At 39.2% G+C, this 21,039-nt stretch carries 22 protein-coding genes; 21 read left to right on the plus strand and 1 reads right to left on the minus strand.

The genetic code is table 11. The annotated features are described in order from the left end of the window. Positions 1–55 precede the first annotated feature (55 nt). The gene (locus AB657_RS05155) at positions 56–532 is read left to right on the plus strand and encodes a nucleoside deaminase (RefSeq protein ID WP_047245513.1); all 477 of its coding nucleotides are present in this window, start codon (positions 56–58) and stop codon (positions 530–532) included. 236 nt (positions 533–768) lie between these two features. Here the strand turns inward: AB657_RS05155 and AB657_RS05160 are convergent, their stop codons facing one another. Continuing rightward, a complete protein-coding gene (locus AB657_RS05160; RefSeq protein WP_232304847.1) occupies positions 769–1,803 on the minus strand; it encodes an NAD(P)-dependent alcohol dehydrogenase in 1,035 nt (344 codons plus the stop codon). A gap of 286 nt (positions 1,804–2,089) precedes the next feature. Between AB657_RS05160 and AB657_RS05165 the strand changes: the two genes are divergently transcribed. The 20 genes from AB657_RS05165 (at position 2,090) to AB657_RS05265 (ending at position 21,006) form a co-directional block, all read left to right on the plus strand. After that, entirely contained in the window at positions 2,090–2,992 is a 903-nt protein-coding gene (locus AB657_RS05165; protein WP_198146875.1) for a helix-turn-helix domain-containing protein, read from the plus strand. 3 nt (positions 2,993–2,995) lie between these two features. After that, positions 2,996–3,274 carry a tRNA-specific adenosine deaminase gene (locus AB657_RS05170; protein ID WP_052958632.1) on the plus strand — a complete coding sequence of 93 codons (279 nt, stop codon included), beginning with the start codon at positions 2,996–2,998 and terminating at the stop codon, positions 3,272–3,274. 24 nt (positions 3,275–3,298) lie between these two features. After that, entirely contained in the window at positions 3,299–3,685 is a 387-nt protein-coding gene (locus tag AB657_RS05175) for a DUF7079 family protein (protein ID WP_047245515.1), read from the plus strand. A 212-nt stretch (positions 3,686–3,897) separates the two neighbouring features. Further along, positions 3,898–4,851 carry an SDR family oxidoreductase gene (locus AB657_RS05180; RefSeq protein ID WP_047245516.1) on the plus strand — a complete coding sequence of 318 codons (954 nt, stop codon included), beginning with the start codon at positions 3,898–3,900 and terminating at the stop codon, positions 4,849–4,851. An 83-nt stretch (positions 4,852–4,934) separates the two neighbouring features. After that, a complete protein-coding gene (locus AB657_RS05185) occupies positions 4,935–5,447 on the plus strand; it encodes a hypothetical protein (RefSeq protein WP_047245517.1) in 513 nt (170 codons plus the stop codon). Between the two features lies 1 nt (position 5,448). Then, positions 5,449–6,360 (plus strand): helix-turn-helix domain-containing protein, encoded by a 912-nt coding sequence (locus tag AB657_RS05190; RefSeq protein WP_047245518.1) that lies wholly within the window; start codon positions 5,449–5,451, stop codon positions 6,358–6,360. 310 nt (positions 6,361–6,670) lie between these two features. Further along, positions 6,671–8,002: an Lcl C-terminal domain-containing protein gene (locus AB657_RS05195; protein ID WP_052958633.1), complete on the plus strand. Its 1,332-nt coding sequence runs from the start codon at positions 6,671–6,673 to the stop codon at positions 8,000–8,002. Between the two features lie 151 nt (positions 8,003–8,153). Beyond that, entirely contained in the window at positions 8,154–9,932 is a 1,779-nt protein-coding gene (locus tag AB657_RS05200; protein WP_047247824.1) for an ABC transporter ATP-binding protein, read from the plus strand. A 106-nt stretch (positions 9,933–10,038) separates the two neighbouring features. Beyond that, complete coding sequence (locus AB657_RS05205; RefSeq protein WP_047245519.1) at positions 10,039–10,230, plus strand: hypothetical protein; 192 nt, start codon at positions 10,039–10,041, stop codon at positions 10,228–10,230. 576 nt (positions 10,231–10,806) lie between these two features. Then, entirely contained in the window at positions 10,807–11,670 is an 864-nt protein-coding gene (locus AB657_RS05215) for a helix-turn-helix domain-containing protein (protein ID WP_047245521.1), read from the plus strand. Positions 11,671–11,758: 88 nt separating this feature from the next. Next, positions 11,759–11,950, plus strand: coding sequence for a hypothetical protein (locus AB657_RS05220; protein ID WP_047245522.1), 192 nt, complete (start codon positions 11,759–11,761; stop codon positions 11,948–11,950). A 7-nt stretch (positions 11,951–11,957) separates the two neighbouring features. Then, on the plus strand, positions 11,958–12,587 hold the full coding sequence (locus AB657_RS05225; RefSeq protein WP_047245523.1) for a ferric reductase: 630 nt from the start codon (positions 11,958–11,960) through the stop codon (positions 12,585–12,587). Between the two features lie 5 nt (positions 12,588–12,592). Continuing rightward, the gene (egtB, locus tag AB657_RS05230; RefSeq protein WP_047245524.1) at positions 12,593–13,747 is read left to right on the plus strand and encodes an ergothioneine biosynthesis protein EgtB; all 1,155 of its coding nucleotides are present in this window, start codon (positions 12,593–12,595) and stop codon (positions 13,745–13,747) included. Beyond that, positions 13,744–14,691, plus strand: coding sequence for an L-histidine N(alpha)-methyltransferase (locus AB657_RS05235; protein WP_047247825.1), 948 nt, complete (start codon positions 13,744–13,746; stop codon positions 14,689–14,691). Before egtB ends, AB657_RS05235 begins: the two co-directional genes overlap by 4 nt. Positions 14,692–14,759: 68 nt before the next feature. Next, positions 14,760–15,608, plus strand: a complete 849-nt coding sequence (locus AB657_RS05240; RefSeq protein ID WP_047245525.1) for an SDR family oxidoreductase — start codon at positions 14,760–14,762, stop codon at positions 15,606–15,608. Between the two features lie 227 nt (positions 15,609–15,835). Continuing rightward, positions 15,836–17,452 (plus strand): M28 family metallopeptidase, encoded by a 1,617-nt coding sequence (locus AB657_RS05245; RefSeq protein ID WP_047245526.1) that lies wholly within the window; start codon positions 15,836–15,838, stop codon positions 17,450–17,452. Positions 17,453–17,591: 139 nt separating this feature from the next. Next, positions 17,592–18,488: a DnaJ C-terminal domain-containing protein gene (locus AB657_RS05250; RefSeq protein ID WP_047245527.1), complete on the plus strand. Its 897-nt coding sequence runs from the start codon at positions 17,592–17,594 to the stop codon at positions 18,486–18,488. Positions 18,489–18,495: 7 nt separating this feature from the next. Further along, entirely contained in the window at positions 18,496–18,789 is a 294-nt protein-coding gene (locus AB657_RS05255; RefSeq protein ID WP_047245528.1) for a chaperone modulator CbpM, read from the plus strand. A gap of 582 nt (positions 18,790–19,371) precedes the next feature. Beyond that, positions 19,372–20,394: a hypothetical protein gene (locus tag AB657_RS05260; RefSeq protein ID WP_047245529.1), complete on the plus strand. Its 1,023-nt coding sequence runs from the start codon at positions 19,372–19,374 to the stop codon at positions 20,392–20,394. 93 nt (positions 20,395–20,487) lie between these two features. Further along, entirely contained in the window at positions 20,488–21,006 is a 519-nt protein-coding gene (locus AB657_RS05265) for a hypothetical protein (RefSeq protein WP_047245530.1), read from the plus strand. Positions 21,007–21,039: the final 33 nt, after the last annotated feature.

Below are 21,039 nucleotides of genomic sequence, written 5' to 3' on the forward strand. Positions count from 1 at the left end.
AAGAGGCCAATTAGTACCTTTGACAAAAATTGTTAAAACAATCCGGCATACCATTATGGATAACAAACATGAATTTTTTATGCACAGGGCCATTGAAATGGCGGCAAAGGGAATGAACTCAAATGCAGGCGGGCCCTTTGGTGCAGTGGTGGTAAAGAACGGCGAAATTATTGCCGAGGGGCACAATCGTGTCACTTCTACCAACGACCCCACGGCCCATGCCGAAATGGTCGTGATCAGGGAAGCCTGTAAAAAACTAAATACCTTTCAGTTAACCGATTGTGTGATCTATACCTCTTGTGAACCCTGCCCTATGTGCCTGGGCGCCATCTATTGGGCAAGGCCCAAGGCGGTATTCTACGCCTGTACAAAAGAAGATGCGAAGGCCATAGATTTCGACGACCAGTTTATTTATGATGAATTGGACAAGGAAATGGCCGATCGACAAATAAAATTTGTTCAATTGCTGCGAAACGATGCCCTGCCCGTTTTTAAAAGCTGGGAAGAAAAAAACGACAAAACGGAATACTAGTACCGCCGAGATATTGGCTTTCTTCAAGCAGGGCCATCAACGGCCGTTTGATGGAAAACAAGGCTTATCTATTTTCAAAATTATAAGTTACAGGTACTCCATAAAAACAAAATATCAGGAAGTAATAAGCGGAGCCTCAGAAGCATGGGATATAAAAAAATGCATTGATATAGACCTTTTATACCTATATCAATGCATCTTGATATGAACTTATTTTTACTGGAGAACAATTTATTTTAAGGAACTAATACAGCACGCCCATTAATTTTTCCATGATGTAACTTTTCATACACTTCATTGGCCTCATCCAAGGTATATTTTTCCAATGCAATATTCAATTTGCCCTGGTTTGCCAAAGCAATGACTTCAATAAGTTCTGCCCTTGACCCCCAATAGGGATTGCTTACATTCACCCCAAAGGGTATCTGGCCCGATGAAACATCCACTTGTCCCCCACCAAGACCTACTATCACCATATCACCATTTAGGCCTATTACTTTTTTCGCAAGGTTAATGGTTGCATTTATTCCTACGAAATCAAGTACCACCGCAGCTTTCTTTATTCCGGTAACCTTTAAAATTTGTTCGGCCGCATCGGCATCCATAGTATTGATAACCATATCTGCGCCGTGTTCTTTGGCCAAGGCAAGCTTATCCTCAGATATATCCCCCGCGATAACAAACGAGCCGCAAACTGCTTTTAATATTTGAAGTGCCATATGTCCCAATCCTCCTATACCCAATACCACAACAGTTGCATCGGTTGTCATTTTATCCAAAGAACGTTTAATGGCAGAGTAAGGTGTTAGGGCGGCATCACTAAGGGGTGCTGCCACTACAGGGTCCAAATCCATAATGGGTACCAACAAGCGCTCTGATGGAACTATCATATACTCGGCAAGTCCTCCGTTCAGTCCCAAACCACCACCATAAGCCTGAATGGACTGGTAGTCGCAATAATTCTCCGATGACATTTGACAAGGCTTACAATGTCCACAGCCCCAAGGTCCGTATACAATTACCGCATCCCCTTTTTTGTAACCTGTAACCCCTTCGCCAACTGCTTCTACCCAGCCTGCATTTTCATGGCCTAAGGTAAAAGGGGGTATATCTCCTATTATATCATCTTTTATGATGTGTAGATCGGAGTGGCATACCCCGGCCCCACCAATTTTTATCAATACTTCACCCCCTTTTGGAGTTGGTTTTTCAATTTCTTCTATTCGTACATCATCTTTTCCGTAAAACCGGACTGCTTTCATTTTTTCCATTGTCTATTTAATTTTTTTTGATACGTTAAGCCACTGATAGCTCTACAAATACATTTTGTTTTCTTTTAGCCCGCAATCTATAAAAGGGCTCTGAACAATTTGTAATTCTAAAAAAACCAAAGGTATTTATTAATATAATTTACTCCGAAATCGCCAATATTCATTCGAAAAATTAGGTTTTTGACAATTTGGGACACATATCAAAGTTATCTATTGTAAAATCCATATTTTTGACAAAAAGATGTCTTTTTTTAACAAAAACACCTTAAAAGTTAGAAGCCGGTTTATGCACCACAAAATTTCAAATCTGGACATTACCAAGGTTACCCCAAGGGAAAATAATTTTTGGAACGCATTGGATTACCATATAACCGAAGTCTTTAAACCTGATTTCTTACATTTTTATCCGGTACGCCATAACTATTATCAGTTAGCGCTTTGTGTTTCCGGAAATATACGGACAAGGATAAACGGGGAAAATATCCAATACGATGCAAATACCTTTGCCGTATTTACACCTTCTACCATTTTGGAAGTCATCGAAGTTTCTGAAGATTATAGTTGCCAAATGGTGATTTTTAAGAAAAGCTTTCTTATCGAAACCTTAAACAACATCTATTTTCTTGAACGCTTTCAAATGTTGAACAGCACCGGACTTGACTATGTTAAACTTGATGATGCAGAAGTAGCAACCTTGACCTCGCTTTTTAAGGGCATACAGGATAAAGCACAAGAAACAAACCACCCTTTTAGAAGGGATATCATACGAAACCTAATTATTATTCTACTCTATGAAACTGAAAATATGCTGTCAAAAAACAGGATAAAGTTTAGTCGTATAGCGAATAGAATAGGCAATAAAAGAATTCTGTCCGAATTTCAAGAACTCCTTCGCAGACATTTCTACAAAGAAAGAAAAGTAAGTTTTTATGCCCAACATCTTGCCATATCAACAAACCATTTGACCAAAGTACTTCAAGAATTAACAGGCCGTTCGGCAAAAAAACATATCAACGAAATTGTTTTGTCGCAAGCCAAGTCCTTATTAAATTCGGGCACTTACAACGTCTCTGAGATAGCTTCTTTATTATATTTTGACAACATAGAAGAGTTTAGTCGTTTTTTTAAAAAAGAAACAGGTACTTCACCTCTGAAATACAAAAAAAAGAACCTCGAAACTAGTCCCTGATATATGATCTACAATCAAGTAGACAACTCTATCCAGAAATACAACTCCTGCGAACCCTACCCTATGTGCCTGGGTGCCATCTATTGGGCAAGGCCCAAAGCGGTATTCTACGCCTGTACAAAAGAAGATGCGAAGGCCATAGATTTCGGCGACCAATTTATTTATGATAAATTGGACAAGAAAATGGCCGATCGCCAAATAAAATTTATTCAATTGCTGCGAAACGATACCCTGCCCGTTTTTAAAAGCAGGGAAGAAAAAAACGACAAAACGGAATACTGAGTACAGGATTACTTTGACCTTAGCATGGACGGAACCTTGAACATAGAAGAAAGAAAACCCATTTGGACCGCGCTATCCGAATTCTATCGCGATACCGAACTTCAGGATGCCGACTTCAGGTATATGGCTCGAAAAATTTTGGAAAGTCCCTATTCTTTTGAAGAAGTTAGGGTGATTGATAAATACGAAGTTTTTCCTGTCTTACGGTCGAATTTAATGGACGTTGCCGGGGTATGGACCGGATTTAAGGAGGAGTGGTTGGTTAACAAGATACTGCAATCGCTATCAAAACGAAGCGCGGTAAAAAAAATAGAGATCGAAACTTCTTACCGGGCCTTAAAATGGATGAATAGGGATTACTGGAGAAAACTTGAAAAAGTCTACAATGAAATAAAATCAAATACCCTTTAAAAGGTATTTGACAGAACAACAAAAAGCACCCTGTTCCGGGGTTGCAACCCAAAAACCAATGCTTCATACGCCCGTAGCCAGAACCCTGGGCAAGGTCAAGAACCAAACATAGACCTATCCCACCAAAAAGTATACACCATTCGTAAATCTGTATAAGGAGGTATGGGCACCTTACACCTACCTTTGTCCTGTTATTTGAAAAACAGGAAAAGATGAGTTCTAAAAATCAATTTGGCAAACAAGGGTGGACACCCGATAGAATTGGGTCTCTCAAGGGAAAAACCTTTGTGATTACGGGTACAACCAGTGGTACGGGATTTGAGGCGGCCAAAATACTGCTATCGAAGCAAGCAAAAGTGGTGATGTTGAACCGAAACCCCAAGAAAGCGGCCGATACCCTGGCTACCTTGAAACAAGAGCTTGGCAATGCCATTGATGTAACCAATATACAAATGGACTTGGCATCGCTGGTTTCCGTAAGAAAGGCTGCGGAAGAAATATTGGACACCGTTGCACGAATCGATGCCCTCATGTGCAATGCGGCCATTGCCCAAGTACCCAAACAGACCTTTACCGTTGATGGTTTTGAAAGTCAGTTGGGCGTAAACCATTATGGCAACTTTTTACTTCAGGCACTGCTTTACCCCAAAATCGAAGCCTCTAACGGACGTATTGTTGTGGTAGGAAGCATGGGGTACAATTTAGGTATTAAAACCATACAGTTCGACGATATGAACTGGGACAAGAATTATAGTCCGAATGGGGTATACAGTCAAAGTAAATTGGGGCAGATCATGTGTGTTTACGAATTGCAAGACCGATTGAAACAGGCAGGCAATACGAAGGTAAAGGCATATGCCTGCCACCCTGGGGCATCTTCAACCTCACTGATCAAGACCAGTGGCAGCCTTTTAACAAGGTTCGTATGGCAAATCATGAAATTGACCCCCATGGTACAATCGGCCGAAAAAGGTGCCTACCCCGAATTGATGTGTGCCACGGAACCCGATTTGGACCAAGAAGGATTCTATGGTCCCACGGGCAAAAATTATTGGACGGGACCCGTTGGAGAATGTAAGCTAGAGCCCCATGCCAAAGACAAACCGGTGATGGAAAGGCTTTGGGAATTGTCGGAAAAGGAAACGGGTGTAAAGTGGAATTTGTAAATTAGTAAACTACCTAAAACCTTCGGGACAGATCCCCAAGATCTAAACACCGAAGTAAGGGGCAAATATTAAAAACTTAAAACATGGATATTTTAAAGGCAGCGACCGATTGGGCAAAGGCAGAACTTTTTTCAACGCCGTTTTTCATGCTCTTCGGAGTCGCGTTCTTGGTGGCTAGCTTGGGCTTTTGGCAACTGGGAAAAACAGAAATGGCCAGGGCCTACATTATTCCCACTTTGGTAGCAGGCACCTTGCTTTTGATCATAGGGCTGGGCTTGTTTTTTACCAACAAAACAAGAATCACCCAATTTGAAAAAGCATACCGAACAGATGCAGCGGCATTTGTGGCTTCTGAGCTAGAGCGTGCCGATGGCACCTTAAAAGAATACAATACCATTGTTTTTACGGCCATTCCGATACTAATCGCTACCTGTGCTTTGGTCTTGTTGTTCGTAAATACACCGATTTGGAGGGCAAGTATGATAACCACCATAGCCATGCTGGTCGTTATTCTATTGGTAGACGGTACGGCCTATGCCCGAATAGACGCCTACAACAAACAATTGTTATTAGTGGAAAAAGACTTAAAAAAGTAACATGCAGCATTTTAAAACCTTATCGGCCTATATGGATTATCTGGAACTTCCGCGTCCGGAACACCCGATGCTGAGCGTGTTTTCCGCTTCGGAAAACGGTTTTTTGCCTTGTCCGAAAGAGAGCTCACCGCCCATCACCAACGATTGCTATTCCATTAGTTTAAAAAAGATCGTGAAAGGTAACCTAACCTACGGTAGAACCAAATACGATTTCACCAACGGTGCCATGATTTTTCTTGCGCCCAGGCAGGTATTGCAGTGGGACAATAGTGCGGTGTTCGAACAAAAAGGCTTTTCCATCAACTTTCACGAAGATTTTCTGAAAGGGACGGAGTTGGCGCATCAAATCAAAAAATATGGCTTCTTTTCATATTCGGCCAATGAGGCCCTGCATCTTTCCCCCAAGGAGGAAAAGCAGATAGAATCGATTGTGGAGAATATTGAGATCGAGTATCACAACAATCAGGACGAATTCAGTAAAGACATCATCATCTCGCAATTGAGCACTCTTCTAAAATATGCCAACCGTTTTTACGAAAGGCAATTTTTACATAGAAAAGAGCTTTCCAATAGCCTGTTGGAGCAGTTTAACCTGCAAGTATCCTCATATTTTGAATCGGGCCAACTGCAGGAAAATGGGATTCCTAGTATAGAACATATCGCAGATCAGATGTCGGTTTCGCAACGCTACCTTAGCGATACGCTCAAAAAGGAAACCGGCAAGACCACGACCGAACATTTGCAGTTACGTTTGATCGACGAGGCCAAGAATGCGTTATTACAGCCCAATAAAAGTATAGCTGAGGTGGCCTATGAGCTGGGCTTTGAATATCCTCCCTATTTCTCGCGCCTGTTCAAAAAGAAAGAAGGCATCAGCCCTACCGAGTATCGGGAAAAATATAAGATGAACTAAACGTATGGTATTGTTTCGTATGCCCGCCATGGTGGTGATTATCTTGTTGTTTTTTTAGATGAACATTAAGGGTTTTAACCATTCTAATTTTATCCAAAGCCTACAGTAAACAATGCTGATGGGAAGTGTAACCTTACATTTAAAGCTATTTGCTTCAAAATTTGGAGAACCATTTATAAAAAAATAATCCTCCATGAACAAAGTATTTCCGCATCCATAGATAAAATATTTGTATCCGTAGATATTGTTTTATTGTAAAGATCCCTACCTATATCTTTGGTATATCACTTGTTAGAAACAATGTCATAAAATGAACACGATAAAATCAATATCCACCATCAAGACCACGAGATGGGGTATTATTCTTTTAAGCGGGGCCTTTCTTCTGTCCTGTAACCAAACGAAAAACAAAGGAGGTCAACAAGGTACTGGGCCGACGACCGATACCCCTCAATACACCCAGGTGGCCACGGGGCAAACAACCCTCTATGGCCTTGATGGGGAAGTCGTTAATGCCCTGTTGCCAGGCGATTCGCTCTACGGACAAGACGCCAATTATCTAAAGGGCAAAAAGATGGCCTACGAAAAGAACGGTGATGGAACCGTTACTGACTTGAATACAGGACTCATGTGGCAAGAAATACCGACCACGGAAGGTTTTGATTGGAACGATGCTAAGGAATATTGCGAGAACCTAGAACTTGGGGGTTATGACGATTGGCGAATGCCGACGGCTAAAGAATTATTCTCCATAAGCGACTTTAGCTCGGGATGGCCCTACCTGAACACCGATTATTTTTATTTGGTCAATAACGATCATGTAGATAAAAGCGAACAATATTGGACGGCCAACCAATACGTAGGGCATACCGAAGAAGGCAAGTACACCGCAGCCTTTGGGGTAAACCATGCCACGGGCCACATTAAGGCCTATCCTGGCGAAGCTCCCGAGGGCGGCAGGCCCCAAGGTCCCCCTCCCGGGGAAAACAATGCGCCCCAAGAACAGGATGGGGAAGGCCATAGACCTCCCCCTCCTGGGCAAGGACAGGGAGATGGCAACGAAAACGGGGATAGACCCATAGGCAACCCGATGCTAAAACACGTACGTGCCGTTCGTGGAAAGAGCTATGGTATCAATAATTTTGTGGACAATGGCGACGGAACGATCAGCGACACATCTACGGGATTGATGTGGGCCAAATACGACAGCCAAAAAGGTATGGATTGGGGCGACGCCCTAGCCTATGCCGAAAACTCGGATCTAGCAAATTATTCCGATTGGCGATTGCCCAATGTAAAAGAGCTTCAGGGAATTGTAGACTATTCCTATGCGCCAAATGCCCAGGACCCCGACTTGGTAGGGCCTGCCATAGACCCCATGTTCAGCTGTTCGGAAATTACCAATGAAAATGGCGATCAGGATTACCCTTATTACTGGACCAGCACTTCGGCAAGGTTTCAAAAGGGAAAACCCTATTACTATGCCTGGTACGTAGCCTTTGGACGTGCGGTTAATCCCCAAGGTCTTGATTTTCACGGAGCAGGTGCGGTACGTTTCGATACCAAGCACCAGAACGGTCCGGCCGGTGAAGGTGGTGAAAGGTATTACAACTATGTAAGGTTGGTAAGGGATATCCAATAAAAGAATTTCTAAATTAGATGACCTGTTTTTTCGCAAGGGATTACAGGTCACTTTACAAAACGTCTCGTCTCCTTTATATTTGTCTTTTTATAATTTGTACAAATAAGGGATACTATTGAATAACAAAAAAAATACAGATCAAAGGTCGGGCATAGGCCTCATAGCGCTTTTTAAAAAATTGACCAGGTATGTAAAACCCTATAAGTATCTGGTAATAGCCACCCTCACCCTAACTTTGATAGGTTCTTTCTTGGCCCAGGTAAATGCCTTGGTGCTTCGCTATACAGTAGATGAACTCACCCTCTTGACAGAAAACAACAATGGATTTAAAGAAGGTATTTCGCTGTTGCTAACAATCAGTGCCATTCTACTCTCAAAAGAACTGATTTATGCAGGCATACAATACGGACAAAAATATTATGGTGAAAAATTAAAGATTTACATATCGCGTGATTTTGCCCAGAAGGTAGTAGATAAGATCCTGACCTACAGGATGTCTTTTTACAGTTCTCCCGAGAATGAAAGCGGAAAGCTTCAAACAAGAATAGATTTGGGTATTTCCAGTCTTACCCAACTGGTCAAGAATTTCTTCATCGATATACTTCCCCTATTTTCTAATGCCATAATAGCCTTATTTCTTATGTTCCAGGCCAACTTTTATGTCGGTTTGGTAAGTGTGGGAATCATCCCTATATTTTTTTACATCAGTAGCCTACAGGCCAACAAATTAAAAGGCTTTAGACGAAAAATGAGAGGTTTTAGGGAAACTCGGAACAATGGTATCATTGACCTGATCAACTCCATTACCGTTATAAAATCGTTTACCCGGGAAGACTTGGAAAGCAAAAAGCACGAGGATATTCAGTTTGATATGACCGAAAATCAGCTAAAGACACGCCGACTAAGTTTTTTGTTCAATGGGGTCAAGGTTTTTATTGAGCAATTTGGGGTGGTCATTATTATCGTTTTAACTTCCTACTTTGTATTGAACGGTACCATGAGCATTGGGGCGATTATGTTTCATATCTTATTGTTCAACAATGTTTCGGCACCCATACGGGAGTTGCATAGAATATATGATGAGGTAAACGATGCCTTGATCTATTCAGAGGCCTTCTTCGACATTATGGACGCCGATGAGACCGAGACCGGGGGCTCTTATATACCTGAAAAAGTAGTAGGGAAATTTGAATTGAGAAATGTTGATTTTACCTATCCGAACGGTACCAAGGCACTTTACGATGTTTCTGCCCTGATCAAACCCAACACGATCAATGCCTTGGTCGGTTTAAGTGGTGCCGGAAAAAGCACCATCATTAACCTATTGGATAAATTCTTTGAGCCGAGTGCGGGAAGCATTCTTTTGGACGGTGTAGACCTGAAGGAATATGACACCCATTGGTTGCGGAACAATATTGGATTGGTGCTACAGAAAAACCATATTTTTAACGGGAGCATAAAGGAAAATATCTTGTACGGACAAGAAAACGCTACCCACGAAGAAGTAGTAAAAGCCGCAATGAAAGCCCACATCCATGATCAAATCATGGATTTGCCCAAGGGATATGATTCAAAGGCCACCCTGCTTTCGGGCGGTCAAAAGCAAAGAGTGGCCATTGCCAGGTTGTTTTTAAAGAATCCGCCGATAATTTTTCTCGATGAGCCTACCGCCAGTTTGGATGCCATTGCTACCGAACAGATCAAAAAGAGCTTGGATTCCATTAAAAAGGGCAGGACCGTTATTATTATTTCGCACAGTATTTCCCAAATTATAGACGCTGAAAACGTCATCGTATTGGAAAAAGGAAGGGTGGTCGAAGAAGGCACCCATGAGGAACTGTACGACAACGAGGGTACCTATCATAAAATCTTTAACGCCATGGCCAATAGCCTGAACCTTGATAAAATAGCGGATACCCTTCATGAATGACCTACAGACACATAATTACAAATTCACGCATTAAGAACTTAAAAAATAACCCTTCATGTTACAAATTTCATAAAGGGAATACGTATAAACTAAACCATACATCAAGATGAAAAAATATCGAAGAAAAAAAACAATGCTTCTAATGTCCGTAGGTATGCTTGTGATTGGAGCTTCTCAAATAATAGCACATTATATGCAACCTAACGATTTGACAAAAGGGCTCTTTTGGGGTATTGGTATAGGACTCTTGCTTACCGCTCTAATCTTCGGAAAATTTAAGACTGTACCATTTAAGTAAGTTTTACAAACAAGCTTTGCCTACGCCCTACTACTTGTATCGGTTATAATATTTTCTTTTTTTTGATAAAATGAATCGTCCAAAAATTAATATAAGGAAGACTAACCTAGATAAGAGAATCGAAATTCTGACATTTGTCCTAATTTTAATTTCGGTAATACTTATTGCCGTTTATTACAACCAACTTCCAAAGAAACTCCCCATCTATTTTAACTGGCCATCAAAAGATCAAAACGGATTTGGCGAGAAAAACCTGTTATGGGTCGGCCCTATCATCTGTACGGTGATAACTATCGTTTTTTATAAACTGAATCAATATCCCTGGATTTTGAACTACCCCGTAAAAATCAATAAGGAAAATGCCAGATACCATTATACGATGGCTACAAAGGCTTTACGCACATTAGCCTTAGTCCTTGCTATTATGTGCCTATTATTGACCTTGACCTCTATTTTATATGGCCTCGGATTTAATACCGGATATAGTAACTATCTTTTTCCTTTATTTCCAGTCCTATTAATAGGAATCCCTGTTTTTTTGGTTATCAAAATGCTAATGCATAAAAGAAATAGTCATTGAACAGCATACCTAATATATCATTTGTAAGTAAGGAGGGATTCACCGATATAGAGTTCATTCGGTTGGACGAAATATTAACACGAGTAGAAAAAAATCCGGATCACGATCCGCAAAAACCACATAGAATTTCCTTCTTTGCATTATTGATAGTAACGGAAGGATCGGGAATACATCAAATAGATTTAAAGAATTATGATATAAAGAAAGGTTCTGTTCTTAAGATCGCAAAGGGCCAAGTGCACGCTTTTCAAAAAAATTATCAATATCGAGGTTATCTTGTTGTATTTACGGAAGATTTTGTTCTAAAGTATTTTTCAAAATCATCTATCGATTTTATTTCCCATTTGTACAACTATCATATTTCTGAGCCATTGGTAGAAAACAGTACGTTCAACCATTTTTTTTTAGAACAGGTAACAAAAGAGCTCAAAAGCGAGGACACCTACGCCCAAAAAGAAATAATTGCCAAAATACTAGAGTTATATCTACTACGACTAGAACGCTACGCTCAAAAGCAACCGCTTAAAAAGTTAAATAGAAAACACCAAACACTCTTCATTAAATTTAAAGATCTGGTAGAAAAAAATTATACCAAAACCAGAAATGTAAAAGATTATGCCGACCTACTCCACATCTCTTCTAAACACCTTAACCAAATAGTTAGGGCAGTTACCTTGAATACCGCCAAGCATTTTATAGACCAGTACGTTATCTTGGAAATAAAGAGAACCATATTCAGTAATAGAATCAGCCTAAAAGAAGTGGCGTACAAAATTGGCTTTGACGAAATAACCAACTTTACCAAGTTCTTTAAAAGAAATACAGGCCTTTCGCCAAAAGAATTTAAATCCACATTGTAGTACTACGGTTTCATATTTACCATTTTTAACAGCTAATCTACCTTTTGCAAAAATAGCACTTGGTCGAAATTTGTTGAAAAAACAAATTATGAGTGCAGTAGCAAAATGCCCTACCTGTGGAGGCACCTGTAAAATAAAGGAAAAAGACGGCGATACTATATACCAAGCCGTTCAAGATGAAGAACTTATTAAAAAAATAGGACAGTTAAAAAAAGCCATGGAAAAGTTCAAGACCAAAGCTGAAGCCCTAGAAAAACAACTGGAAGAGGTAAAATCATAAAAACACCATGGCGTTCATAAAAAGAAATTATGGTTGGATCATAGTAGTGATTTTAGCCTGTTTGCCCTTGATTCCGCTTTTGAATATGTTACAAATCGATTTTTCGAATGGCATATCTGTTTCTTTAACAGAAAGTGCAGGCAACAACGGCAGAACCACTGCAGAAATGATGTACCATGTTTCTGGTGAATTCGCCATAAGGTGGATGACGGCCGTATTAACCTTAACCCCATGGTTTATCTTATTTGGGACCACCAATCTTTTTGTTAGACAAGCTATGGGAATCGCCACAGCAGTTTGGAGTTTTCTACATTTTATCATTTTTGTTTGGATAGAAGGCTTTTTAGAAACCTTTACCGAAGTAAACTATATAGCTGGTTTTATAGCAGTATTAATCATTATTCCTTTGTTTTTAACTTCCAATAGAAAATCTATGAAGCGATTAAAAACAAATTGGAAAAAACTGCAAAGTTTTTCTTATGCCGTTATTTTTCTTAGCTTGTTACATGTTGCCATTTTAGAAAAGACCTGGCTAATCTATGCCTTGATCGTTGGTATTGGCTTTATAGTTCGACTACCTTTTGTAAAAGAAAGAATAATAGCATTTCGAAATAAAAGAAGCGCATCAAATTTCTGATAAAGATGAATATTAGTAAAAAGTATAAACAGGTTAGAGAACAAACGGTTTCGTTCTGCAGTCACTTACATATGGAGGATTACTCTATTCAGGTAGTAAAATTTGCCAGTCCGGCCAAATGGCATTTGGCACATACAACCTGGTTTTTTGAAGCATTTATCTTGAAAAAATATGTTCCAGATTACGTGGAGTTCGATGTAAATTTCAATTTCCTCTTCAATAGCTATTATAACAACGCCGGAGATAGGATCATGCAGGCTAACAGGGGCAATATGTCTCGACCAAGTACAGAAGAAATATATAAATACAGGGATTATGTGGACGCTAACATGGCTAAACTTTTAGATCGTGTTACAGATAAACAAATTCTAGATTTGGTTACCCTAGGGCTAAATCATGAACAACAACATCAAGAATTATTGGTGACCGATGTAAAATACATGTTCGGCCACAATCCTATTTTTCCTGTTTTTGACATAAACGCCAACCTGGTAAAGGACAAAAACAACAGTTCTAAAAGTATACACATAAAGTCTGGGGTTTACGACATTGGTTACCAAGGAGATGATTTTTGTTACGATAATGAATTGGGCGTGCACAAGGTTTATATAGACGATTTTGAAATTAACGATAACTTTGTCACCAATGGGGAGTTTATTGAATTTATGGAGTCTGGAGGCTATTCCGATTTTAACCTTTGGCTAGACGAAGGTTGGGCTTGGTTAAACGAACAGAACATAAACGCTCCCCTATACTGGCATAAAAAAGAAGGTGAATGGCACTACTACACCCTTGCCGGATTACAGAAAGTAGACCCGGATGCCATTCTAAGCCATATTAGTTACTATGAAGCCAATGCCTTTGCCGAATGGAAAGAAATGCGATTGCCTACCGAGTTCGAATGGGAAATAGCTTCTTCTAAGTTGCACTGGGGCCAACGTTGGGAGTGGACGAACAGTGCTTACCTGCCCTACCCAAACTTTGAAAAGGAAAATGGTGCCGTTGGTGAATATAACGGTAAGTTCATGAGCAACAAAATGGTACTTAGAGGTGCATCTGTAGCAACTTCTAAAAACCATAGTAGACCCACCTACCGAAACTTTTTCGGCCCCAAGGAAAGATGGCAATATACAGGAATACGATTAGTAAAAAAAGCATGATAACCTCGCTTAAAAAAGAGGTGGCACAAGGGCTGGAAAAGAGTCTGAAAACACTTCCATCAAAATATTTTTACAACAAAAAAGGTGATGCCCTGTTTGTAGAGATTATGAACTTACCCGAATACTATCTTACCCGGAGCGAACTGGATATTTTTAAAAACAAATCGCTGCAATTAATAGATTCATTTGAGGTTGAGCCCGATAATTATTTTGAGCTGATAGAGCTTGGGGCGGGCGACGGATTAAAGACCAAAGAACTTTTAAAAACTTTGGATGCCCAAAATTATAATTTCGACTATTACCCTATCGATATTTCGGCAAATGCCCTAACGTTATTGAAAAAAGACATCAATACCGTACTGCCCAACGTATCTGTAAAAACCCAAGAAGGAGATTATTTTGAAGTGTTGGATTCGTTGAAGGAAAGTAAGAACCCTAAAGTCATTCTTTTTTTGGGCTCAAATATTGGCAATATGACCGATGAACAGGCCTCTTTGTTCATTTATAATTTAGGCGATAATCTACAAGAAGGTGACAAACTGTTATTAGGAGTGGATTTAATAAAATCAAAAGAGATCGTATTACCTGCCTACAACGATAGTCAGGGAATCACGGCGGCCTTCAACCTAAATCTACTGCAAAGAATTAATGAAGAACTAGAGGGTAATTTTAATTTGAACAATTTTGAACACCGACCGGAGTACAACGAAAAAGAAGGAATCGCAAAAAGTTTTATTGTAAGCACCACTGATCAAACGGTAGAAATAAAAGCGCTAGGTGCATCATATCATTTTGCAAAAGGAGAAAAAATACACACCGAAATTTCAAGAAAATACAACGATGCCCTGATAGACAAAATAATATCGGATACAGATTTCACCATCGGCAATAAAATAATGGACAGTAAAAGATACTTTGCAGATTACATTCTAACAAGAAACTGAAAAGAAGTAAAATCTAGTCAACAACATATATCAAATAGGTTATAAAGACCTTTTTATAAAAACATATTATGAAAATAGCGGTTACATCGGCAAGCGGAAAGTTAGGAGCTTCCATCGTAAAACACCTTATCAGAGAAATTGGAAAAGACAATGTAATAGGCATAGCCCGCACACCGGAAAAAGCCACGCATTTAGGAATAGAAATAAGAAAAGGTGATTACAACAACAAACAAGAATTCAACGATGCTCTTAAAGGTGTCGATACCGTTCTTTTGGTGTCGGGAATGGATGCTCCTCAAAAAAGAATAGAACAACATAGAAATGTCATTGAAGCGGCAAAATATAAAGGTGTAAAAAAAATAGTCTACACAAGTATCATAGGGGCAGAAGAAAACAATGCTTTCAGCCCTATAGTACAAACGAACCGGCAAACGGAAAGAGACGTGAAAAATTCTGGGTTGGAATGGGTAATCGGAAGAAACAGTATTTATATAGAGCCTGACCTAGATTATATAGACACCTATGTAAAAGAGGGTGAAATCAGAAATTGTGCAGCAGATGGCAAATGTACCTACACCAGCAGGAAAGAATTAGGATATGCCTACACAAAAATGCTTTTAGAGGACCAACACAACGGACACACATATAATTTGGCAGGAGAAGGTATTACCCAAAGTCAACTCGCGGATTATATAAATAAAGTATATAAAACATCACTTGTTTTTAAAACCGTTTCCGTAGAGGAGTATAAAAAAGAAAGAACGGCCGCCTTGGGAGATTTCATGGGAACCATTATAGCAGGTATTTATGAAGGTATTAGAAACGGAGCCAACGATGTACCTTCCGACTACATGAAAGCAACTGGAAGACCCCATATATCCCCAATGGAAATGATAGAGAATTATCATAATAAATAGGACATAATTCTTTGCCAAAATAATCGAGTCATAAACAAGGCCTAAACATTTTAGGCCTTTAACGAATCTAAAACACAGGTTATCAATACATTGTGTTTTAATAGCTGTTGTTTATCAACGCTATTATTCTTTAACGAAAATCCTTAACTTTATGTCTTATAATTGTTCTTTCCGTGAACTGTATTTACAACAAGGCCATTGGCCATAATTAATTTAAAATATCACTGATGAAGCATTACTTAAAACTTTTGGTAGTTCTATTGTTCACAAGTTGTGGAAATAATGAAAAGAACACGGCCACCGTGGCAGAGGTCGATACCGGCACCATTGCAAAACATATAGAGCGGTTGGCCTCAGATGAGTTTTTAGGTAGAAAACCTTTTACCGAGGGTGAAACAAAAACAGTGAATTATTTAAAGGATGAGTTTAAAAAACTAGGTCTTTTGCCAGGAAATGGAGACAGCTACTTTCAAGATGTTCCAATGGTTGAAATCACGGGATCTCCTTCGGAAAAAATGGTTATTTCTGGATCGTCGGCAAACATAGAATTAGATTATTTAAAAGATTTTGTGGCCACCACTAACAAAGCCGTACCCGAAGTCGCCCTAGAAAATTCTGAGCTGGTATTTGCAGGTTATGGCATAGTTGCCCCCGAATATGGATGGAACGATTATGAAGGTATAGATTGGAAAGGAAAAACAGCAGTGGTTCTAATTAACGACCCAGGTTTTAAATCTGGTGATTCCACTTTGTTTAAAGGCAATGAAATGACATATTATGGTCGTTGGACCTACAAATACGAGGAAGCTGCCAGACAAGGTGCGGCCGGCCTTATCATTGTTCATGATACCGAACCTGCCTCCTATGGATGGAATGTAATCGAATCTGGTTGGACAGGTGCAAGATTGACGATTGCGAGCGATCAGCCTCTTTTAGACGTAGAATCATGGATGAGCGGTGAGAGCGCTCAAAAAATGTTCGATGCTTCGACCATGAAAGGGCAAGATTTTAAAGAATTGGCAAGAAATAAGGATTTTAAGCCCGTTCCATTAGACTTAAACGTTTCTGTTTCCATTAAAAATGAAATTAAAAAAGATGTTTCTAAAAATGTGGTAGCTCTTATTCCAGGTACAGAGAGAAAAGACGAAGTCATCATCTACTCTGCCCACTGGGATCATTTTGGTATTGGAAAGGCCATTAATGGCGACTCTATCTATAATGGTGCCGTGGACAATGCTTCGGGTACTGCCGGTTTGTTGGCTATTGCAGAAGCTTTTAAAAAGAGTAATCCCACAAAGCGTTCCATCGCATTTATAGCTGTTACAGGCGAGGAACAAGGTTTGCTAGGATCGGCATATTATGCCGAAAATCCTATTTTCGACCCGCAAAAAACAGTAGCGAACATTAATATAGATGCCTTAGAAAGTCCCGGAAAAATGAAAGACCTTACCATAACCGGGTATGGCCAATCTGAAATGGACGAATATGCCAAAGCGGCAGCAGAGGAACAGGGTAGATATATTATTCCCGACCCAGATGCCGAAAAAGGGTATTTCTTTAGGTCGGACCATTTTAATTTTGCCAAAATCGGTATTCCGGCCTTATATGCCAGTGGTTCATATGAAGGGTTCGATAAAAGTATAAAAGAAATAAAGGCGATCAAAGATGATTACCTTACCAATAGATACCATCAACCTTCTGACGAGTACGACCCGGAAAAAACTGTATTAAGTGGAGTACAATTAGACCTGCAACTATTTTTTAATGTTGGTTCTAAATTGGCCAATGAGGATTATTTTCCGAAATGGTACGATGGTAGCGAGTTTAAGGCTGCCAGGGAATAGAATTTTTAGAAAAACCCGTCTATTTAACCACTATTTTCAATAGTAAAAAAGTATCTAAATTCTATGGGTAGAAACTAGTTAAATAGTAGTCTTTTGATTAATTTCAACCTAGAATAAACATACTGGAGCCCATATCACAATGAATTTTATCGATTATTACAAAGTACTGGGGTTAACGAAATCGGCAACGGAAAAAGAGATTAAATCCGCTTACAGAAAACTGGCTAGAAAACATCATCCAGACTTAAACCCAAACAACAAGGTAGCTGAGGAAAAGTTTAAACAAATAAATGAGGCCCATGAAGTATTGAGCGACCCCGAAAAGCGTAAAAAATACGATCAATACGGAAAAGATTGGGAACATGCGGAGGAGTTTGAAAAAGCAAAGGCAAGAAGAAAGTCTAGCGGTGGCGGCTCTAGGCAATATACCTACAGTGGTGGTCAAGAAAGTGATTTCTCCGATTTCTTCGAATCTATGTTCGGTGGCGCCGGTGGCTTTGGCAGACAACAATCACAGGCGAGGTTTAGAGGTCAGGATTTTAATGCAGAGCTAAGGTTAAACCTTACCGAGGTTATAGAAACGCACAAAAGAACACTTACGGTTAATGGTAAAAATATTAGGATCACCATTCCGGCAGGTATAGAAGACGGACAAACAATCAAGATAAAGGGATACGGAGGAGAAGGCATCAACGGGGGGCCAAAAGGTGACCTTTATATTACTTTTTCAATAAACAATGACACCTCTTTTAAAAGGGACGGCGCCAACCTTTACAAGACAGTAGAAATACCATTGACCAAGGCCGTTCTGGGAGGTGACATTATAGTGGAAACACTGAACAGCAAAGTAAAGCTTAAGGTAAAACCTGGAACCCAAAACGGTGCACAGGTAAAATTAAAAGGAAAAGGTTTTCCTATATATAAAAAGAACGGACATGGGGACCTATACATTACCTATAAAGTAAAAATTCCTGCAAAGCTTAACGATGAACAGGAAAAGCTGTTTAGGCAATTGGAGCAAAGTGGATTAAATTAATTACAAAATGAAAACAGAGACCTATATTCAGATAGAACAAATATGTACACACTACGGTGTAGAAACATCTTTTATACATCAATTAAAGGAATTTGAGATCGTACATATTGAAGAGTCCGAAAATACGGAAGTCATCAAGGATTCAGAATTGCCCAAGCTAGAAAAAATGGTAAGACTTCATCAAGAACTAGAAATAAATCCACAAGGTTTACAAGCTATAGATCATCTTTTAAAAAAAGTGGTGGACCTACAAGATGAAGTTATGACGCTTAAAAGAAAGCTGGACTTATTTGAGATGTAGTGCTAAAGAAACACAATTCTTTTTAGAGGGTTAAAATAGTTTACCAACTAACTTATATGCTATTTTCCTATCTGTGGCCAAGATGCTAAATTTAAACACGAACAGTGTTTAACCGTTACATATCTCCTATAATAAAAGGACCGATCAAAGATTGTTGGCAATAATGGCCCATTAAACAAGTATTCGGTTAATTACGAGTAAATCAACCATTTAAACACTTAAAAATTTCTTTCTTTTTTTTTGAGAAATAAGACATATTTCATTCATTCCCTTTGAGTGAAAGTTGATTCTTACAAAGTTTGTTTTTAACAATTAAACCGTGCATTTCATCGATAATACATTGATATTGTGTATCTAAGATTTTAATATTGAGACATGTTTAAAGCCAGGTTAAATTCTTTGGTTTTAAACTTCTTCCCCCGAGGTGCAGACAACTACTGTACTACATAAATTTTAATGAACGAGGATTGTCTTACGGGTGCAAAAGCATCCTTAAGATTACGTGGATACACTTTTTTTTAATCTAAAAAAGCAATAGACAAGTATGTACTAACCTTTTAATCAATAATTAATCTAAATTTTATGAAAAAAGTAGTTTTAAGTGCTTTGGCACTAGCAATGGGGTCTTTTGTTATGGCTCAGAACGTAAGTAACGTTACGCAAGAAAGGGCCACCGCCGCAGCCACTGTTAATGTAGACCAGGATGGAAACGGCAACAAATCCACTGTTGAACAAATTGGTGTTGACGAACACGGTACTACCGCTAGTAGCGTTAAGGTCAAACAACAAGGAAAAGACAATAAGTCTACCATAGACCAAGGAGATATTTGGGACAATGGTGCCACCGCCACTGGAGTTGCCACCGATGTTAACCAAAATGGTATGGAAAACAACTCCATCATTAGTCAAGGAGGGCGTTTAAACGTGGCCGATGTTGATCAAGTTGGAGATAACAACTTATCAAAAATCGATGTTCAGGGAGGTTATAAAAACCGTATAAAAGTAAAACAAAACGATGACGATAATAAGTCTACAGTTTGGCAAAACTGGTCTTATAACGAGGTATTCGTAACACAATCAGGAGACAATGCTTATAACGGAGCCAATGTATCGGACGTAAACCAAACATCGGCAAATAGCTTGGTCGATATTGATCAGGTAGGTAGAAGAAACAACTCTACAGTTGACCAATATGGTGCCAACACTTCTGGATATGGAACAGACCTTACCACAACTGTTAACCAGAATGGTAATGACAACAAGTCGGTAGTTTCGCAAACAGGAATCTCAAACCTTGTTTCAGTAGTACAAAACGGTAATGATAACTATGCTAAATCTACCCAAGATGGTGTATCCAATAAAATGTATACTACACAACGTAACGGTAACGGCAACAGAAGTTATGCATCACAAGACATTACTACTTCTAACAGTGTTATAAAAACAATGCAACAAAACGGAAACAACAACATTAGCACAGCCAATCAATATTCCACAACAGACGCGATGATATCGGTAACACAAAGTGGTAATGGCAACAATAGCATTGTAAACCAAACATTGGTAGACAGCAACACGAGCGTTATTGTAAATCAAAGCAACTAAAGACCAATCAACATTTACAACGATTAGAGTTCTTAGGATACGGGACATTCAAAATGTTCCGTATCCTTTTAAAAATTATAAAGTATAAAATACATGAAATACCGATCGTTTCCCTTTCTAATTGTTCTTTCCATTATAAGTTTATCCACACTAAATGCCCAAGGTATTATAGACGGCAATACAACTAATGAAAATGACCTGAACACCGGTACCCAGCAGCTAAACTATTTTTTACAACAATCCAATGAAACCAACCACATTAACGTAAACAATACAGGTGTTTTTATCCATCAGATCGGAGACGATAACACAAGTTCGGTTACGGCACAATCTCATGTTACCAATGTAGAAGTGAACCAGCTAGGAAATGCCAATACAGTAGATTTAACACTTAAAGCCGACGAAATAGACTACTCGGTAACACAAAAAGGAAACAATAATCTGTTGTTGGAACACAGTACCCAAAACGGAAAACAATTATTGCAAAGAACAATACAGCAAAATGGCAATAATCAAAATCTTGTAATATACGGCAGAAACAGCATTGTCGATAAAATGAAGATTACGATGGGCAATGGCAGCCAGAGCATAATCATTAGAAACACGAACTAAAGTTTCCTTGTCCACCATGGCTAAACGTTTTTA

The sequence above is a fragment of the Maribacter thermophilus genome (assembly GCF_001020565.1).
Taxonomy (GTDB): Bacteria; Bacteroidota; Bacteroidia; order Flavobacteriales; family Flavobacteriaceae; genus Maribacter; species Maribacter thermophilus.

What these genes read in the sequence shown, in the direction of transcription:
- egtB (WP_047245524.1), top strand. Translation starts at nt 12,593, where the DNA reads ATGAATATTAGTAAAAAGTATAAACAGGTTAGAGAACAAACGGTTTCG.
- AB657_RS05235 (WP_047247825.1), top strand. Translation starts at nt 13,744, where the DNA reads ATGATAACCTCGCTTAAAAAAGAGGTGGCACAAGGGCTGGAAAAGAGT.
- AB657_RS05160 (WP_232304847.1), bottom strand. Translation starts at nt 1,803, where the DNA reads ATGGAAAAAATGAAAGCAGTCCGGTTTTACGGAAAAGATGATGTACGA.
- AB657_RS05170 (WP_052958632.1), top strand. Translation starts at nt 2,996, where the DNA reads ATGATCTACAATCAAGTAGACAACTCTATCCAGAAATACAACTCCTGC.
- AB657_RS05180 (WP_047245516.1), top strand. Translation starts at nt 3,898, where the DNA reads ATGAGTTCTAAAAATCAATTTGGCAAACAAGGGTGGACACCCGATAGA.
- AB657_RS05245 (WP_047245526.1), top strand. Translation starts at nt 15,836, where the DNA reads ATGAAGCATTACTTAAAACTTTTGGTAGTTCTATTGTTCACAAGTTGT.
- AB657_RS05260 (WP_047245529.1), top strand. Translation starts at nt 19,372, where the DNA reads ATGAAAAAAGTAGTTTTAAGTGCTTTGGCACTAGCAATGGGGTCTTTT.
- AB657_RS05255 (WP_047245528.1), top strand. Translation starts at nt 18,496, where the DNA reads ATGAAAACAGAGACCTATATTCAGATAGAACAAATATGTACACACTAC.
- AB657_RS05185 (WP_047245517.1), top strand. Translation starts at nt 4,935, where the DNA reads ATGGATATTTTAAAGGCAGCGACCGATTGGGCAAAGGCAGAACTTTTT.
- AB657_RS05240 (WP_047245525.1), top strand. Translation starts at nt 14,760, where the DNA reads ATGAAAATAGCGGTTACATCGGCAAGCGGAAAGTTAGGAGCTTCCATC.
- AB657_RS05250 (WP_047245527.1), top strand. Translation starts at nt 17,592, where the DNA reads ATGAATTTTATCGATTATTACAAAGTACTGGGGTTAACGAAATCGGCA.
- AB657_RS05205 (WP_047245519.1), top strand. Translation starts at nt 10,039, where the DNA reads ATGAAAAAATATCGAAGAAAAAAAACAATGCTTCTAATGTCCGTAGGT.
- AB657_RS05265 (WP_047245530.1), top strand. Translation starts at nt 20,488, where the DNA reads ATGAAATACCGATCGTTTCCCTTTCTAATTGTTCTTTCCATTATAAGT.
- AB657_RS05155 (WP_047245513.1), top strand. Translation starts at nt 56, where the DNA reads ATGGATAACAAACATGAATTTTTTATGCACAGGGCCATTGAAATGGCG.
- AB657_RS05175 (WP_047245515.1), top strand. Translation starts at nt 3,299, where the DNA reads ATGGACGGAACCTTGAACATAGAAGAAAGAAAACCCATTTGGACCGCG.
- AB657_RS05195 (WP_052958633.1), top strand. Translation starts at nt 6,671, where the DNA reads ATGAACACGATAAAATCAATATCCACCATCAAGACCACGAGATGGGGT.
- AB657_RS05225 (WP_047245523.1), top strand. Translation starts at nt 11,958, where the DNA reads ATGGCGTTCATAAAAAGAAATTATGGTTGGATCATAGTAGTGATTTTA.
- AB657_RS05220 (WP_047245522.1), top strand. Translation starts at nt 11,759, where the DNA reads ATGAGTGCAGTAGCAAAATGCCCTACCTGTGGAGGCACCTGTAAAATA.
- AB657_RS05165 (WP_198146875.1), top strand. Translation starts at nt 2,090, where the DNA reads ATGCACCACAAAATTTCAAATCTGGACATTACCAAGGTTACCCCAAGG.
- AB657_RS05190 (WP_047245518.1), top strand. Translation starts at nt 5,449, where the DNA reads ATGCAGCATTTTAAAACCTTATCGGCCTATATGGATTATCTGGAACTT.